We start from the raw sequence: 17712 nt of genomic DNA, 5'->3' as shown, positions 1-17712 counted from the left end.
TGCTTTTGAATTCGTCCGGGCCGGTGCTAGAATCGCCGCACCGAGCAGCGGAGAAACCGTTTGGACGCACAACCAGCCCCCGACCACCAGCAGGACAATACGCCGATCTTCCAGCGCATCAAGGATTTCCTGACGGCGCAGATCGCGGCCGGGCACTGGAAGGAAGGCGACGTGATTCCGTCCGAGCAGGCGCTGGTCAAGCAATTCGGCGTGTCGCGCATGACGGTCAACCGCGCCGTGCGCGAGCTGACGGCGGAAGAGGTGCTGACGCGCCGCCAGGGCTCCGGCACCTTCGTGGCGCCGCAGAAATACCAGGCAACCCTGCTGCAGATCCGCAGCATCGCCGACGAGGTGCGCGCGCGCGGCCATACCCACCGCAGCAGCCTGCAGCTGCTGGAGCAGAGCCGCGCCAACGACCTGCTGGCCAAGCAGTTCGAGCTGGCGGCGGGCCTGCCGCTGTACCATTCCATCATCGTCCATTACGAGAACGGTGTTCCGATCCAGGTCGAGGACCGCTGGGTCAATCCGCAATGCGCGCCGGCCTACATGGAGCAGGACTTCACCCGCATCACCCCCAACGAATACCTGGTGGCGGCCGCGCCGCTGCAAGGGGCCAGCTACAGCTTGGAAGCGCTGGCCGCGCCGCGCGACATCGCCGAGATGCTGGCCATGGAGGCGCGCCAGCCCTGCCTGGTGCTGCGGCGCCAGACCCGCTCGAACGGCAAGGTCGCCTCCATCGTCACCATGTGGCATCCCGGCCACCGCTATCAGTTCACGGGCAGCGTCAGCACCGGCAAGGAAGCCTGACTTCGCCCGAAACGGGTTGCGCCCCGCTTCGATGCTATAGTTGACCGCACTTCAGCAGTCCCCACGGCTGCCGAACTGAAAGGAAGGTCCAGCAAGGAATGTTCTTGCCTCAACGCCGCACGTCCTCGCCCTCTTCGTCCGAGCGCCGTCCCGCGCGCCCGGCGCGGCGTGCGCTCGTCGGCGCGCTGGCCGCCCTGGCCACGGCGGCCGCCAGCGCGGCCGGCGATCCCGTCATCGTCCAGATGAAATGGCGCCACCAGTTCCAGTTCGCCGGCTATTACGCGGCCCAGGACAAGGGCTATTACCGCGAGGCCGGGCTGGACGTCCACCTGGTCGAGGCGCACCCCGGCGAGGACACCGTGCAGGCCGTGCTGGACGGCCGCGCCCAGTACGGCACCGGCAACAGCAGCCTGCTGCTACGGCGGGCCGCCGGCGCGCCCGTCGTCGTGCTGGCATCGATCTTCCAGCACTCGGCTTCGGCCCTCATCGTGCGGCGCGGCCCCGACGGCAAGCGCCTGCCGCTGGCGCATCGGCGCGTGATGCTGGCGCCGGGCAACGAGGAATTGCAGGCCTACCTGCTGCGCCAGGGCGTGCGGCTGCAGGACCTGATCCTCGTACCGCACAGCTACCGGGTCGAGGACCTGCTGGAGGGAAAGGTGGACGCGATGTCCGCCTACGTCACGGCGATCGCCTACCGGCTGGAGCGGTTGGGCGGCACCTACGACATGCTGACGCCGCGCGCGGCCGGCATCGATTTCTATGGTGACAACCTGTTCACAACGGAAGCGGAGCTGCGCGAGCATCCCGAGCGCGCCCGCGCCATGCGCGCCGCCACGTTGAAAGGCTGGCGTTATGCGATGGCCCATCCGGAGGAGATCGTCGACCTGATCCGGGCGCGCTACCCCGATCGGCTCAGCCGCGAGCACCTGATGTACGAGGCGCGCATGACGGCGCCATTGCTGGAGCAGCCGCTGATCGAGCTGGGGTACAGCAATCCCGTGCGCTGGCAAGCCATCGCCGACGCCTACGCGGCCCTGGGCATGATGCCGGCCCAGTTCCCCCTGCAGGGCTTCCTGTACCAGGAGCCGCAGCAGCCGGGCGCGCCGTGGCCGTGGCTGGCCGCGGGCGCGCTGACGGCGCTGCTGGGCGCCGCCGCGCTGTGGCGCCAGCGTCGCGTGGTGGCGCAGCTGCGCGGCGCGCAGGCCCGGGCCGGCGAGGCCGAGCGTATCGCCGGCTTTGCGCTGGCCGGCGCCGGCGAGGGGTTGTGGGACTGGCAACCGCAGAAGCCGGAATTGCGCCTGTCGCCGACCTACTGCGAAATCCTGGGCTATGCGCCTGGCGAACTGGCCGCCGATACCCGCGAGGAGTGGCTCGAGCACGTGCATCCGGACGACCGGCCGCGCCTGCTGCACGAAATGGCCGGACTGGAAGCGCCGCAGGCGGCGCCCGTCCACTTCACATGGGAATTCCGCATGCGCTGCCGCGACGGCCACTATAAATGGGTGCTGGTACGCGGCATGGTGCTCGAGCGCGACCAGGCCGGCCAGCCGCTGCGCATCAGCGGCACGATGGGCGACGCCGGCACCCGTGCCGAAGAAGAACGCGAGCAGGTGGCGGCGATGCTGGAGGCCATGCCCGGCTCGATGCTGGTGGCCGACCGTACCGGCCGCATCCGCCAGGCCAACAGCGCCGCCGCCGCCTGCTTCGGCTACGCGCCCGATGCGCTGGTCGGCCAGTCGCTCGAACTGCTGGTGCCGGAGGTCATGCGCAGCACGCCGGGCCAGCCGCGCGAACTGTTCTCGCGCCCCAACCTGCCGGGGCGGGTGCTGACGGCGCGGCGCGCCGACGGCAGCCACTTCCCCGCGATGGTGCACCTGGCGCCGATCAAGATGGCGGGCCAGGGCCTGTCGGTGGTGTCGGTGCGCGACATGACGCAGCGCCAGCGCGCCGAGCAGGCGCTGCACGCCAGCTCGGAACGCTACCGGCTGATCGTGCAGACGGCCGCCGAAGGCATCTGGATGACGGACGAGCATGACCGCACCTCCTTCGTCAACCCGACGATGGCGCGCATGCTGGGCTACGAGCCGGAGGAAATGCTGGGCCGGACGATGCAGGAGTTCATGGACGAGGACAGTTGCGCGCTGCTGCGCCAGCACAACAGCCGGCGCCGGCCCGGCATGGCCGAACAGGGCGACGCGCGCTTCTACCGCAAGGACCATTCGTCGATGTGGGGCCTGCTGTCGACCACCCAGATCAATGCCGACAACGGCGTCTACGCCGGCACGCTGGCCATGATCACGGACATCACCGACCGCCGCCTGGCCGAGGTGGCGTTGCGCAATTCCAGCCAGCGCATGGCGTCCGTGTTCAATGCCGTCACCAATGGCCTGGTGGTGCTCAACAGCGAAGGCGTGCTGCTCGAATGCAACGCGGCCGCGGCGCGCATGCTGGGCCCGGCGGCGGCCAGCGGCGCGCGGCTGTGGCCCGGCGTGCACGAGGACGACCGCCCCTTCGGCGACGACGAGCATCCGGTGGCGCAGGCGCTGCGCTCGGGCCAGTCGGTGCGCGACGTGGTGATGGGCGTGGCGCGCCAGGACGGCACGATGGGCTGGCTGTCCGTCAATGCCGAACCGATGCGCGACGAGCTGGGCGCCACCACGATGGCGGTCGCCAGCCTGACCGACATCACGGACCGCAAGCGCAGCGAGGACGCCGTGCGCCACGGCGAACAGCGGCTGCAGGAGATCATCAAGATGATGCCGATCGGCCTGTTCCTGAAGGGTGCGGACGGCCGCATGCTCGAGATGAACCCGGCCTGCGAGGCCCAGTTCGGCTACACGCTGCGCGAGCTGCAGGACGGCGAGTATGCGCACCTGCACACCCCGGAGGAGATGGCGGAGTTCCGGCGGCGCGACGCGGAAGCGTTCGCGCACGGCGACCTGATCGACTTCGAGGAAACGCTGTGGAACCCGCGCCTGCGCGAGCACCGCCACCTGCGCACCTTCAAGAAGCCCGTCTACGACGAACAGGGCAAGCCGGCCTACCTGATCGGCATGTCGATCGACATCACCGACAGCAAGCACGCCGAGCAGGCCCTGCGCGAGCTGAACGAGCATCTGGAGGAACGCGTGGCGCGCCGCACCGAGCAGCTGGAGGAGGCCAAGCAGGTGGCGGAAGAGGCCAGCATGGCCAAGGGCCAGTTCCTGGCCAATATGAGCCACGAGATCCGCACGCCGATGAACGGCGTGATCGGCATGGCCTACCTCGCCCTGAAGACGGACCTGGACCCGCGCCAGCGCGACTACCTGGAGAAAATCCGCTTCGCCGGCGAACACCTGCTGCGCATCATCGACGACATCCTCGACATCTCGAAGATCGAGGCCGGCAAGCTCGATATCGAACAGGTGCCGTTCTCGATGGAACACGTGATCCGCACGCTGACGACCGTGGTGGCGCCGAAGGCGGCCGGCAAGGAGCTGGCGCTGGAGTTCGACCTCGACCCCGCCCTGCCGCCCGTGCTGGTGGGCGATCCGCTGCGGCTGAACCAGGTGCTGATCAACTACACCACCAATGCCATCAAGTTCAGCGAGCAGGGCAGCATCCGCGTCAGCGTGAAAAACGTCATGGCCGACGAGCGGCACTGCCTGGTGCGCTTCGAGGTCAGCGACGAGGGCATCGGCCTGTCGGAAGCGGAGATGGGCAAGCTGTTCCAGTCGTTCCAGCAAGCCGACGCCTCGACCACGCGGGCCTACGGCGGCACCGGCCTCGGGCTGGCGATCTGCAAGCAGCTGGCGCAGCTGATGGGGGGCGAGGTGGGCGTGCACAGCAGCCCCGGCGCCGGCAGCACGTTCTGGTTCACGGCGCGCCTGGGGATCGGCTCGGCCAGCGGCGCCGTGGCCCGGCAGGACGCCGACGTGCCCGCGCTGCCCGGCACGGTTGCGGCGCTGAAGGACGCGCGGATTCTGCTGGTGGAAGATAATACGTTCAACCAGCAGATCGCGCAGGAGATGCTGGAGGAAGCCGGTGCCGCGGTCTGCGTGGCCAACAACGGGGCCGAGGCACTGGAACTGCTGCGCCAGACCGGCTTCGACTGCGTGCTGATGGACGTGCAGATGCCGCTGATGGACGGGCTGGAGGCCACCCGCCGCATCCGCGCCGATCCGCGCCTGGCGGGCCTGCACGTGCTGGCGATGACGGCGACGGCCACCAATGAGGACCGCGAGCGCTGCCTGGCGGCCGGGATGGACGACTTCATCTCGAAGCCGATCCAGCCGGCCACGATGGTACAGAGCGTGGCGCGCTGGTTGCCGCCACGCCCGCCCGGCGCGCTGCCGGAGCAGCCGGTACGGCCGCCGCGGCGTGCCGGACGCGCCACGCTGGCGGGCGACCCGGCCGTGATCGACCTGTCGGTGCTGGCGCAGGTGCTGGGCTACCATCCGGACAAGATCCGCAAGTTTGCGTTCAAGTTCCTGCAGACGAGCGAGTCGGGCTTCTCCGAAATGGAGCGGGCGCTGGCGGCGGGCGACATCCAGGCGGTACGCGACCTGGGCCACCGCCTGAAAGCCTCGGCGCGCACGGTCGGCGCCTATGGGCTGGGAGAGCTGTGCCACCAGCTCGAGAAGCTGCCGGCGGGCGACCCGGCCAGCGAGGCGCGCGCGGCGCGCGAGCTGGTCGCGCGACTGTGGCCCTTGCTGGCGCAGATCACGGAACACATCATGAACAACACCACTTTTGCCGACGACAACTGACATGACTACCGCGCTAAGGATCCTGCTGCTCGACGACGATACGTTCATGCTGGAGCTGCTGACGGAAATGCTGCACGGGCTGGGCTACGACAACGTGCGCGCCGAAAGCGACGCACGCCGCGCGCTGGCGGCGCTGCCCGAATTCGGCCCGGACCTGTTGATCTGCGACCTGTCGATGCCCGATATGGACGGCATCGAATACCTGCGCGCGGCGGCCGAGGCACGCTTCGACGGCTGCGTGCTCCTGCTGTCCGGCATGGACAGCGGCATCCTGCGCGCGGCCGAGACGCTGGCGATGGCGCAGGGCCTGACGATCCTCGGCGCCTGCAGCAAACCGGTGCCCCGCGCGGCGTTGGCGGACCTGCTGGCACAGGCCTGGCAGCAGCGCCAGGCACGTCCCCGCCCGTCGGCGCACGGTGGCGTAAAATAGGTTATTATTTGATCCATTCCCGCCTGATTCCCACTTGCAACGTGCATTGAATTAGCGTGTGCCGTCTCCATCTGCCGTTTCATCCCGGCGATGACGTGGGCACAAAGCTTCCCCGTCGCATTGCCAGGCAACCTTAATCCTTCCTCCTGACGAGGCAAAAACATGAGCGAAAACATCAAACACATTACCGACGCGTCGTTCGAGGCGGACGTGCTGAAATCCGACCGTCCCGTGCTGGTCGATTTCTGGGCCGAATGGTGCGGTCCGTGCAAGAGCATTGCACCGATCCTGGAAGAAGTCGCCAAGGAATACGACGGCAAGCTGACGATCGCCAAGCTGGACGTGGACGCCAACCAGACCGTGCCGGGCAAGTTCGGCATCCGCGGCATCCCGACCCTGATCCTGTTCAAGAACGGCGTTCCGGCTGCCCAGAAAGTGGGCGCGATGGCAAAAGGCCAACTGACCTCTTTCATCGACAGCAATATTTGAGTAATATAGGCAGTGCTGCGCCCGCAGCACTGCCTGCCTGGCAGGGATCGAGGCTCCAGCCCGTCCCTTTTGATAATTTAGTCCACGCAGTTCCCTCCCCTACCTTACTTTCCCGTCACGGGACACTCAAACACCTATGCATCTATCTGAATTAAAGGCCTTGCACGTTTCGGCATTGCTGGAAATGGCCATCGGTCTGGATATCGACAACGCTGCGCGCTTGCGCAAGCAGGAACTGATGTTCGCCATTCTGAAGAAGCGCGCCAAAGCGGGCGAGCAGATCTTCGGCGACGGCGCCCTCGAAGTGCTGCCGGATGGCTTCGGCTTCCTGCGTTCCCCTGACGCCAGCTACATGGCGTCCACGGACGACATCTATATTTCCCCGTCCCAGATCCGCCGTTTCAACCTGCACACGGGCGATTCGATCGAAGGCGAAGTACGCACGCCGAAGGACGGCGAACGCTACTTCGCACTGGTCAAGGTAGACAAGGTCAACGGCGAATCGCCGGAAGCCTCGAAGCACCGCATCCTGTTTGAGAACCTGACGCCGCTGCACCCGAACGAGCCGCTGCGCCTGGAGCGCGAGATGAACGGCGCGGAAAACATCACCGGCCGCATCATCGACCTGATCGCCCCGATCGGCAAAGGCCAGCGCGGCCTGCTGGTGGCGTCGCCGAAGTCCGGTAAATCCGTGATGCTGCAGCACATCGCCCATGCGATCACCGCCAACCACCCCGACGTCACGCTGATCGTGCTGCTGATCGACGAGCGTCCGGAAGAGGTGACGGAGATGCAGCGCTCGGTGCGCGGCGAAGTGGTCGCATCGACCTTCGACGAACCGGCCACGCGCCACGTGCAGGTCGCCGAGATGGTGATGGAAAAGGCCAAGCGCCTGGTCGAGATGAAGAAGGACGTGGTGATCCTGCTGGACTCGATCACCCGCCTGGCACGCGCCTACAACACCGTGATCCCGGCCTCCGGCAAGGTGCTGACGGGCGGTGTGGACGCCAACGCGCTGCAGCGTCCGAAGCGTTTCTTCGGCGCCGCCCGTAACGTCGAGGAAGGCGGCTCGCTGACGATCGTCGCGACCGCGCTGATCGAAACGGGCTCGCGCATGGACGACGTGATCTACGAGGAATTCAAGGGTACCGGCAACATGGAGGTGCACCTGGAGCGCCGCCTGGCCGAGAAGCGCGTCTACCCGGCCATCAACCTGAACAAGTCCGGCACCCGCCGCGAGGAACTGTTGATCAAGCCGGACCAGCTGCAGAAGATCTGGATCCTGCGCAAGCTCCTGTACTCGATGGACGAGATCGAGGCGATGGAGTTCATCCTCGACAAGATGCGCGCAACGAAGACCAATACGGAGTTCTTCGACATGATGCGCAGAGGTGGCTGACGCCACATGCGCCAAGGAGATCGGCCTTGCAAGGCCGATCCGTTGCGCAGGCGTGGGGCTGGGCCCCACGAAACCCCTGCTCCACCGCCGGGGTGGCTGAAGCCACAGGCGCCAAGGAGATCGGCCTTGCAAGGCCGATCCGTTGCGCAGGCGTGGGGCTGGGCCCCACGAAACCCCTGCTCCACCGCCGGGGTGGCTGACGCCTGGGGTCTGTCCCCAGAGGGGACTGACCCCGAAGTTTGCGCGTATTTCGCCGACTAGGCCGCCAAACTTCAGGGTCAGTCCCCAAGGGGACAGACCCTATGGTGCACGCCGAGGAAACCGGTGACTGTCACCGGTTTTTTTCGCCCGCGGGGGATCTTTGGTATAATCCCCGGCTGTTTTTAACCATGGCAAGTGAGCGGCAATCGGGTCGAGAAGCTGTAGGACCGACGAAGTGCTGTTTGGCTACCAAACTTTAGAGAGAAGCACATGAAAGCCGATACCCATCCAGATTACCGCGAAGTTGTGTTCCACGACCTGTCGTGCGACTTCAAGTTCGTCACCCGTTCCACGATCCAGACCCGCGAAACGATCAACCACGAAGGTAAAGACTACCCGCTGGTGAAGATCGAGGTTTCGTCGGAATCGCACCCGTTCTTCACGGGCCAGCACAAGATCGTCGACACCGCCGGCCGCGTGGAAAAATTCCGCCAGAAGTTCGGCAAGGTCGGTTCGAAGACCGCCGTCGCAGCAGGTTAATCCTCCTGGTCGCTAAAAAAAGGCAGCTGCGGCTGCCTTTTTTTATTGTTATCCCCGATACTCCAGTTTCCATCGGTAAGTCACCCTGATCCATGAAGCCTGTCCGCCTGCCCGCCTCCGCCACCCTCGCCCTGCCCCGCTGGGCGCTGTTCGCCCTGGCCCTGCTGTACATCCTGCCAGGCGTGATCGGGCGCGCGCCGTGGAAGAACGACGACGCCGCCAGCTTCGGCATCATGTGGACGATGGCGCAAGGCACCTGGCAGGACTGGCTGTGGCCGAATATCGCCGGCATGTCGATGCCGGAGGAAGGCCCGCTGATGTTCTGGCTGGGTGCGCTGTGCATCAAGCTGCTGGGCCCGCTTTTGGGCGACATCCTGGCGGCGCGCGTCGCCACCATCGGCATCTTCCTGCTGGGTGCGCTCTCGCTGTGGTTCACCACCTTCCACCTGGGCCGCCGTCCCGAGGCGCAGCCTTTGAAACTGGCGTTCGGCGGCCAGCCCGAGCCGGACGATTTCGGCCGCACCCTGGCCGATGCGGCGCTCTTGATCTATCTCGGCTGCCTGGGCTTATTGCAGCACAGCCATGAGACGACCTCCGAACCGCTGCTGACGGCCCTGCTGGCGCTGACCCTGTACCGCTCGGTGCGCTACATGGAGCGTCCCTGCCCGCGCAACGCGGCCCTGATCGGCCTGGCGCTGGGCCTGATGACCCTGACGCGCGGCTGGGTGCCACCGGCGGCCCTGCTGGTGGCCCTGTTCATCTGCACCCGCTTCCTGGCCATGCCGGCCGCGCGCACCCTGCCGCACCTGCTGCTGTCGCTGCTGGTCGCGGCCGCCGTCACCCTGCCCTGGACCGTCCCTGCGATGCTGACACGCCCCTATGGCCAGGCGCCGCTGGCGGCCTGGCTGGCCTGGAACAATGCGCAGATCGGCCTGCCCAACCTGCGCGCCGTGCAGGCGTTCCTGCGCGACGGCGTCTGGTTCTTCTGGCCGGCCTGGCCGTTCGCGCTGTGGGCCGCCTACGCCTGGCGGCGCCAGAGCAACCTGCTGCACATCGTCGTGCCGACCACCTTCGTGACGATCGCCACGCTGCTGCTGCTGCTGCATCCCGCACCGGAACACGCCCAGCTGCTGATGCTGATGCCGCCGCTGGCGATCATGGCCGCGTTCGGCCTGCTGACGGTGCAGCGCGGCGCCATCAACGCCATCGACTGGTTCTCCGTCACCGTGCTGACCCTGGGCGCGGCCGTGCTGTGGATCTTCTGGTATGCCCAGCTGACGGGCTGGCCGCCGCGCCCCGCGCACAACGTGCTGAAACTGCTTCCCGGCTACGTGCCGGAAGTGAACTGGCTGGCAACGATCGTGGCGGCCGCCGCCACGCTGGGCTGGTTCCTGCTGGTGCAATGGCGCGTGTCGCGGCGCCCTTCCGTGCTGTGGCGGGCCGTCGTGCTGTCCTCCGGCGGCGTGATCCTGATCTGGATCCTGCTGATGACTTTGTTCCTGCCGCACATGAACTACAGCAAGAGCTACGCGACAGTGGCGCGCCAGGTGGCGGAAGCGTTGCCGGCCGATACGGACTGCATCGCCACCAATGCCGGCCCGGCCCAGCGCGCCTCGTTTGCCTATTTCGGCAAGCTGCCGTTCAGCGCGGTCGGCCAGACCGGATGCCAGTTGCTGCTGTGGCAGTACGACGTGCGCGGCCCGAATGCCGGCAAGACCCCGGCGGGCAACTGGACCGTGCTGTGGGAAGGCCGCCGCGCCAGCGACCGCAGCGAACGTTTCCGCCTGCTGCGGCGGGCGCCGTAGCCCGTTGTGAGCCAATGGCGCGCGGCGCGCCCGCAACGCCGTCAAGCTTAGCTGCCGTGCTACCTTGCTGCTTGCCAGCCGATCGGCTATGCTGAAGTCGTTCTTGCTTTGGTGAATCATTATGTGGAAATCGGCAGTGGCCCTGGCAGCATTGGCAGTACTGGGCCCCGCCATGGCTGGCGGCACCGTCGGCCCGACCGCCGAAGTACGTCCCGGGCCCGCCCAGCAGGCCCCCGCGCCGACCTGGCCCGCGCTCGTCATCACGGGCGAAAACACGCCGCCGTCGAGCATGCTCGTCAACGGCAGGCCGACTGGCTACCAGACCGACAAGATCCATGCGCTGCTGCAGCGTGCCGGCGTGCCGTACCGGATCGACATCCTGCCGTGGAAGCGCGCCTACGTGATGGCCCAGCGCGATCCGCTGACCTGCGTTTATTCGACGTCGCGCACGCCGGAGCGGGAGAAATTCTTCAAGTGGGTCGGCCCCATCAACAGCACGGAATGGCTGCTGCTGGGCCGCGCCGGCCACTCGTTCCAGCTGAAGACGCTGGAGGACGCGCGCAACCTGCGCATCGGCGCCTACAACGGCGACGCGCGCGGCGAATACCTGCGCAGCCGCGGCTTCAACGTCGACGCGCTGCAGAACGACATGGCCAACCAGCAGAAGCTGCTGCTGAACCGTATCGACCTGTGGGCCGTCGCCACCCGTACCGACAGCAATATGCTGGAGCGCCTGACGATGGGCGGCAAGCTCGTGCCGGTACTCGTCTTCAACAAGGTGCAGCTCTACCTCGCCTGCAACGCCACCACGCCGGACGCCCTGGTCGACCGCCTGAATGCCACCTTTGAAACGCTGCGGCGCGACGGCACGCTCAAGAACATCGACCGCCGATACGAAGAGCTGGAAGCGCAGAAGTAACACTTGTAAAACCGAGTAGACAAGCGGTAACGACAAGCGTAAAAAGGTGTTGCACGGCATTGTTTTTTCTTGAGGAAACTAAAGACAAAGCTTGCGGACGCCGGTATAGTCCACATATACGCTACGTTGCCGCTCGGCATTAAGGGACAAGCCCTTATCGGAAATAAAAGCTGCCCCCCAAGCAGCCTCCATGCACAGCGACACGACTTCCCGGTTGTGCCCCGCTAACCGCGCGCCGGATCCCGAGGTCTGTGCTGAGCGCCGCGCCCACGCGCACAGCCCATCTCGTTGTATCGACATTCGTTTCACGTGTTTGTCCCTTATTGAGTCTGCCAATGTTCAATCTCTACAAACTTCAGCTCGCTCTCAAGAACACCTGGGTGCGCATCGCCCTGGTTGTCCTGACGATCGGGGCCGTCGCCTTTGCAGTCCTCGGCAACGAGACGACGCAAGATGGCAGCCCGGTCGTACGCTCGCAGAACATTTCCGAGATCACGGCCCTGGTGGGCCAGCGCGACAAGCTGGACTACCTGCTGATCGCCCGTCCGCTGTCGGACGCGCCGCGCTACATCTACAAATACAAGGACTCGGCCCAGCTGCACGTGGTGAAGGTGCCGAGCACCTCGCACCTGTCGCTGGAGCGCGAGGTGCTGCTGCGTAACGGCCTGCCGTATGCCATCGCCAAGGAAGAGTACCTGGCGTCGCACAAGGCCGTGCTGCAGGACGACGGCGGCACGATGGCCACCGTCACCGGCTTCGCCCGCCGTCACGCCTTCGACATCTTCCTCGTCACCCTGCTGCTGTTCGTGCTGAAGTTCGGCATCCCGGGCATGGGCATGTCCGCCGCCGTCATCACCCCGGACAAGCTGAAGGGCTCGATGGACGACCTGATCGGCATGGAAGACATCAAGCAGGAAGTGCTGCACCTGGAAGACATGATCCGCAACCGCAGCGTGTACAAGCAGCACAATATCGACAAGCCGTTCAACGTCATGCTGACGGGCCCTGCCGGTACGGGTAAAACCAAGCTGGCCGGCTACCTGGCCAAGCGCCTGGGCTATCCACTGATCTCGGCCTCGGGCTCGGCGCTGGAATCGGGCTATATCGGTGGCGGTTCCAAGTCGCTGAATGCGCTGTACCGCAAGGCGGCCGCACGCGGCAACTGCATCATCTTCCTGGACGAGGCGCAGGCGCTGTTCATGCCGCGCGGCCGCGGCGAGAAGAAGTGGGAAGACGACACCGCCAACACGCTGCTGGGCCTGCTGGACGGCGTCAAGAGCGACGAAGGCAAGGGTGTCATCTGGGTCGTGGCGTCGAACTTCGACGACAACAACTCGCAGATGGACGAAGCCATGCTGCGCCGCTTCTCCGTCAAGATCAATTTCCGCCTGCCGAACAGGTCGGAGCGCGAAGAGCTGCTGCGCTCGTTCCTGAAACGCAAGGAAGACGGCCTGGTGGACTGGAACGACATGGACCTGGGCCAGGTGGCCGAGATCACCAACAACCTCAGCCCCGCGCTGCTGGAAACCGTGGTGGACCGCGCCTCGCTGCTGTCGATCCAGGAGAAGACCGTCATCAATACGGACCTGATGTTCCGCGCCTTCGAGCGCGCCACCATCGGCCTGACCGACCGCGCCACGACGGCCGAGAAGACCCGCCAGCGCGAGCGTATCGCCCTGCACGAACTGGGCCACTTCTTCATGCAGATCGACCCGTACCTGCGCGAAGGCCTGTCCCTGGCGGAAGTAAAGGAAAAGTCGCACCTGCTGAAGATCAGCACGGAATCGGTATCGAAACTGAACGCGCTGGGCTATGTGCTGTCCGCCGGTGACGACATGTCGCTGCGCACGCTGGAAGAGATGGAACGCGACGTCATGCAGCTGTACGGCGGCGTGGCGGCCGAGGAACTGTTCTACGGCGCCCGCGGCATTTCGGTCGGGAGCCAGAACGACATCCAGAAGGCGACCTCGATGCTGGACATGATGGTCAACCGCCTGTCGATGTACTCGCGCTCGAAGCTGGACTACAGCCAGTTCAAGAACGAAACGTCGGGCGAACACACGCTGGTGCAGGTGGAAGCCAAGGCCGATGAACTGTACAGCCAGACCCTGAAGTCGATCGGCGACTACCGCGACGTGATGGAATCGCTGAAGGACGTGCTGATGGAACGCTACGTGCTGTCGAAGGACGCCATCTTCGCGCTGCTGGAAGAGCGCCTCGATCCGGTACCGCTGCGCTTGGCAGCGTAAGCTGCCGCGCACATGACAAGGCCCGCTTTCGAGCGGGCCTTTTTCATTGGGCGCGGCACGCGCGGATCAGCGAAATGCCAGCGTAGGCTTGCCGATGTCGGCTGGCGCCACTTTCGCGCGCGGCAGGCGCTCGAAGTTGGTAATCGTCACCATCTCGCCTTCGTTGGCGAAGCTCAGTTCGACGCCGTCGCGGGTGACGAACTTGCCCGGGCCGACCGCCAGCAGCTGCACGGGCGTCACGCGCTTGGTCTGCAGCGCACTCATCGTCTGCGTCATGCCATGGTTGCGCACGACCACGTATTGCCGGTCGCCCTGCTCGACGAACTCGGCGACCTGGCCGTTGGCCAGGCGATAGCTGAAGGCGTAGTCATCGAACTCGTGTGGAGCAAGCTGGTATGTCGCGCGGGCGGCGGGAACGGGCACGGTGGTATCGGCGGTTTGCGGGGCGGCGGCGGCAAGGCCGGCGACGGCAAAGCTGAGTGCCGCGACGGCACGGGTCAGTACGTGGTTCATGGGGGTTCTCCGAGTGGTTGCCAGGTCGTCGCCGCCTCTCTGTAATGTGCGGCAACAGTGACAAGGTAACAAACGGAGGGTTGGCGGTCGCCTGGAAAGCGATGAAGCGCAGGATTTCGGGGACAGGCTGCAAGCGGCGTCGGTTGGATGGCGTTATGGATGGGCCGCAGCGCCTGCCGGCGCGCGAGCCCGGCCATCACACCTTCATTGGCAGGATCACCATCTGCAACCCCTCCAGATGCAGCCGCCGCTGCACCGCCAGCGAAGCCTGGTTGTGCAGCATGCGCACCAGCCAGTTGTCGGCGGTGAAGATCAGCTTGCTGGTGAAGTAGATCGCGTGCGGGAACTCACGGCTGATTTCCTCGCACAGCCGCGTGACCTCGTCGACCGCATCCGTGCCGAAGCCCAGGTAAGACGACGCGGCCATGCCGTGGCTGTGGCAGAAGTCGACGAAGTACTCCAGCGTCTCGGCCGCCTCGGCGCGCATCTTGTCCATCGCACCCTCGCCGCCGTACGCGTGCGCGTCGACCGTGCGGGCATTGACGAACAGGAAGTTCTTGAAGTGGTTCGGGAACATCCGCTGCACCCACAGCAGCGCATGCAGCCCGCCGCCGCGCGACGTGCCGACGATGAACACAGCCGTCTGCGCCTGGGGGTCCGGTTCGATGGGCTCGCGGTTCGGGCCGAACGGCTGCGTGGCGAACACCTCGTCGACCGAGTGAATCGCCTGCTTGGTCTCACGATAGTGGTTGCGGATGAAGATGCACAACGTGGCGATCGCGCCGATGATCAGCGCGGTTGCCCAGCCGCCCTGCGCGAAGCGCTCGACCAGCAGCACGACCAGGATGCCGGCGCAGATGATGAAGCCCAGCGCCGACAGCAGCAGCCGGCGCAACCAGTGGGTGCCTTTCTTGCGGTTGCGCGCCCAATACAGGCACAGGCCGAACAGGGAAATCGCGAACGTCAGGAACACGGAAATCGAATACAGCACGACCAGCAAGGTGACGCTGCCGCCCGTCCAGAACAGGATCGCCAGCGCTGCCAGGCCCATGACGAGGATGCCGTTCTGCGTGACCAGGCGCGTGGACAGGTAGCGGAACTTGTGCGGCACCCACGAGTCGGCCGCCATGTTCGACAGCACGGACGGCCCGCCCAGGAAGCCGGTGTTGGCGGCCACGAACAGCAGGCCCGCCTCGAACGCCAGCACGATGGCCAGCATGATCTGGTTGGCGACACCTCCGCCCGGGTTGGCGTTCTCGATGATGCTGCGGAACGTCGTCGCGTTCAGGGTCTCGCCATGGATCGGCGACGCGTCCCACAACAGGTACAGCAGGATGATGCCGGCGGCCGTCACGGCCAGCGACAGCGCCATGTAGATCATCGTCACCTTGCCGGTGCGCACGCGCGGCTCTGCCAGCAGGTTGACGTTGTTCGACACGGCCTCCAGGCCAGTATAGGTACCGCCGCCCTGCGAATACGCCAGCAGCAGCATCGCGGCCACGCCGCTCCAGCCGATGGAACCGGCCAGGGTGTAGGTTTCGTCCAGCGTGCCCGGCACCAGGTCCGGCAGATAGGAAGCATGCGCGGCGATGCCGTAGACGATCAGCACGAGGTGCGTCAGCACGAAGCCGACGAAGATCGGCAGCAGGATCTGGATCGCCTCCTTCAGGCCGCGCAGGTTCATCACGATCAGCACCGCGATGAAGAACGCTTCCGCCCATAGCTTATAGGGCTGGAACCACAGCGGCAGGAACGAGGCCAGCGCATCGACGCCGGAGGCGATGGAGATGGCGATCGTCAGCACGTAGTCGAGGATCAGGGCGCAGCCGGAAATCAGGCCCAGGTAGGGTCCCACCAGCTTGGTGGCGACGCGATAACCGCCGCCGCCGGTCGGGAACAGCTCGATGACCTGGTTGTACGCCAGCGCGATGATGAACACGGTGACGGCCGTGGCGATGGCCATGTACAAGCCCAGGTGCGTATGCGTGCCCAGCGCCTTGAACGTCTCTTCCGGGCCATAGGCGGAGGACGACAGGCCGTCCGCCCCCAGCCCCACCCACGCCAGGAAGGCCACCAGGGCCATCGAGTGGCGCGTTTCGCTGGCCATCGGATCGAGCGCCTTGCCCAGGATGATTTCGCGGATTTTGTTGTTTTTCATGCGTGCTGGCCGGTTGCCCGGCATTACGTGCCAGCCGAGATGATACGCGATCCGGTTCGGGCTCCGATTGTCAGAACGATAACAACCTTGGCAGGGTTGCCGCAGCTGATCAAATCATTCATAATGCACGGCGCGTTGCCGGGATGGCGGAATAGGTAGACGCACGGGACTCAAAATCCCGCGCCGCAAGGCGTACCGGTTCGATTCCGGTTCCCGGCACCACCCACCTGCATCAGACAGCATCATAAAAGCTCAAAACCCGCATGTTTTCAAAACGCGACCCTTTGCCAATTGCCGGCCAGGCCGACATTTGACGCAGCAGACCCTCCGCAGAACTCTGCGTAGGGTAGGATCGAGACCCGGAAAGCGTTCAGATTGACCGGACCTGTTCGGGTCGCCAGCCCTAGAGCCATCAGCGTTTATTCCGCCCGACTGTTCAGAAATGCCGGAGCGGCCAGGCTGCGATGTGTACTGGAGCCCGGCTCCACCATGCTGGAACTGGAGTCCGACTCCACCCGAGCGGGCCGACGTCTAATTGTGAGCCAGACTCCCATTTAGAGACCATGCGCCTGGCACCGTGGAATCTGATTCCCTTTGCCCTCGCACGCGTGCGCGGTGTCGGCGGAAATGATCCCCAGCGGTGGCCATCAGCGGTTAGTACCGACAGAACACTAGGACCAAGCCGCGCCTAGCTATACTTTGCGAGTGAGAAAGGCACTGACCCGCGTTAGCCAACAGGCCCGGTAGTAAGTTCCATCCCGCATTAGTGCGAGGAGATCGCGCTCGATCTCCGGAGCAAGCTCGCGCTCTATGCGGAATGCTTCCTCAATCTCCATGGTGCGTTGGTGCAAGCCAGGATGAGTACGCTGCCGATCAGCAATAGCAAAACAGGCATCATAATAGTCCACAAAGTCCGCCGCTAGACCTGCCGGGAGATACATGGGAGCCAAGAGCTTGCTCCGGTAGAGGCCAGACACGACAGTTAGCTCTGCCAAGTCGGCTTTTTGTTCCATGTGTCTTGCCACAGCATAGAACCGATCAAAAATTTCTTGCTGCGTTACGAGCAATGTTAGACGGTTTGCTCGTCGATCCTCCAGCCACGATCTGCTCGAGTAGATGGCGGAAAGTATCGAAACTAGCATTGCCCCAGTAGCAATGAGGTCTGACTGACTCAAACCTCTAACGAACTCAACCATTCGTTTCCACCATAGGAGTTATTCGATAGGCAATCATAGCTCATCGTTTCGGACAAGAGGGGGACGGTGGCTCAAAGTCTAGGGTCGCCTCGGCCGGACACCCCGTGTATCCTCACGCGCAGAAAATATCCCCTTTTTAAACTTAATCAAATGCGAGAATGCACCTAAATCATTGATATATAGGGAAATCGGCCATTAGATTAACTTGATTTCCGGCTAGAAATCAGCAAATGCCCGGAAATCAGCAAATGCACCGCG

General features: G+C 65.0%; 12 protein-coding genes and 1 tRNA gene. 10 read left to right on the top strand and 3 right to left on the bottom strand.

Translation table 11 applies throughout. From position 1 onward, the window contains the following. Positions 1-60: 60 nt before the first annotated feature. From hutC to E7V67_002025, 9 genes are all read left to right on the top strand, one after another. Complete coding sequence (gene hutC, locus E7V67_002065) at positions 61-807, top strand: histidine utilization repressor (GenBank protein ID WUR13915.1); 747 nt, start codon at positions 61-63, stop codon at positions 805-807. Between the two features lie 104 nt (positions 808-911). Further along, entirely contained in the window at positions 912-5555 is a 4644-nt protein-coding gene (locus E7V67_002060) for a PAS domain S-box protein (protein WUR13914.1), read from the top strand. Position 5556: 1 nt separating this feature from the next. After that, complete coding sequence (locus tag E7V67_002055; protein ID WUR13913.1) at positions 5557-5985, top strand: response regulator; 429 nt, start codon at positions 5557-5559, stop codon at positions 5983-5985. Between the two features lie 162 nt (positions 5986-6147). Next, entirely contained in the window at positions 6148-6474 is a 327-nt protein-coding gene (trxA, locus tag E7V67_002050) for a thioredoxin TrxA (protein ID WUR13912.1), read from the top strand. A gap of 136 nt (positions 6475-6610) precedes the next feature. Next, on the top strand, positions 6611-7873 hold the full coding sequence (gene rho / locus E7V67_002045; GenBank protein ID WUR13911.1) for a transcription termination factor Rho: 1263 nt from the start codon (positions 6611-6613) through the stop codon (positions 7871-7873). A 471-nt stretch (positions 7874-8344) separates the two neighbouring features. Beyond that, positions 8345-8614 carry a type B 50S ribosomal protein L31 gene (locus tag E7V67_002040; protein WUR13910.1) on the top strand — a complete coding sequence of 90 codons (270 nt, stop codon included), beginning with the start codon at positions 8345-8347 and terminating at the stop codon, positions 8612-8614. A 92-nt stretch (positions 8615-8706) separates the two neighbouring features. Further along, positions 8707-10419: a glycosyltransferase family 39 protein gene (locus E7V67_002035; GenBank protein WUR13909.1), complete on the top strand. Its 1713-nt coding sequence runs from the start codon at positions 8707-8709 to the stop codon at positions 10417-10419. Between the two features lie 121 nt (positions 10420-10540). Beyond that, positions 10541-11338 carry an ABC transporter substrate-binding protein gene (locus E7V67_002030; protein WUR13908.1) on the top strand — a complete coding sequence of 266 codons (798 nt, stop codon included), beginning with the start codon at positions 10541-10543 and terminating at the stop codon, positions 11336-11338. 335 nt (positions 11339-11673) lie between these two features. Further along, positions 11674-13587 (top strand): AAA family ATPase, encoded by a 1914-nt coding sequence (locus tag E7V67_002025; protein ID WUR13907.1) that lies wholly within the window; start codon positions 11674-11676, stop codon positions 13585-13587. Positions 13588-13653: 66 nt separating this feature from the next. Here the strand turns inward: E7V67_002025 and E7V67_002020 are convergent, their stop codons facing one another. Beyond that, positions 13654-14100 (bottom strand): hypothetical protein, encoded by a 447-nt coding sequence (locus E7V67_002020; GenBank protein ID WUR13906.1) that lies wholly within the window; start codon positions 14098-14100, stop codon positions 13654-13656. Positions 14101-14296: 196 nt separating this feature from the next. Continuing rightward, a complete protein-coding gene (locus tag E7V67_002015) occupies positions 14297-16258 on the bottom strand; it encodes an APC family permease (GenBank protein WUR13905.1) in 1962 nt (653 codons plus the stop codon). Positions 16259-16395: 137 nt separating this feature from the next. On the opposite strand from E7V67_002015, the gene E7V67_002010 reads away from it, so the two are divergent. Next, positions 16396-16480, top strand: a tRNA-Leu gene (locus E7V67_002010). Positions 16481-16950: 470 nt separating this feature from the next. Here E7V67_002010 and E7V67_002005 read toward each other — a convergent pair. Further along, entirely contained in the window at positions 16951-17271 is a 321-nt protein-coding gene (locus E7V67_002005; GenBank protein WUR13904.1) for a hypothetical protein, read from the bottom strand. Positions 17272-17712 lie beyond the last annotated feature (441 nt).

Origin of the sequence: [Empedobacter] haloabium (assembly GCA_008011715.2) — a bacterium.
GTDB lineage: Bacteria > Pseudomonadota > Gammaproteobacteria > Burkholderiales > Burkholderiaceae_D > Rugamonas > Rugamonas haloabia.
The sequence above is the reverse complement of the archived record's forward strand: the minus strand, read 5'-3'. Positions and strand labels throughout refer to the sequence as shown.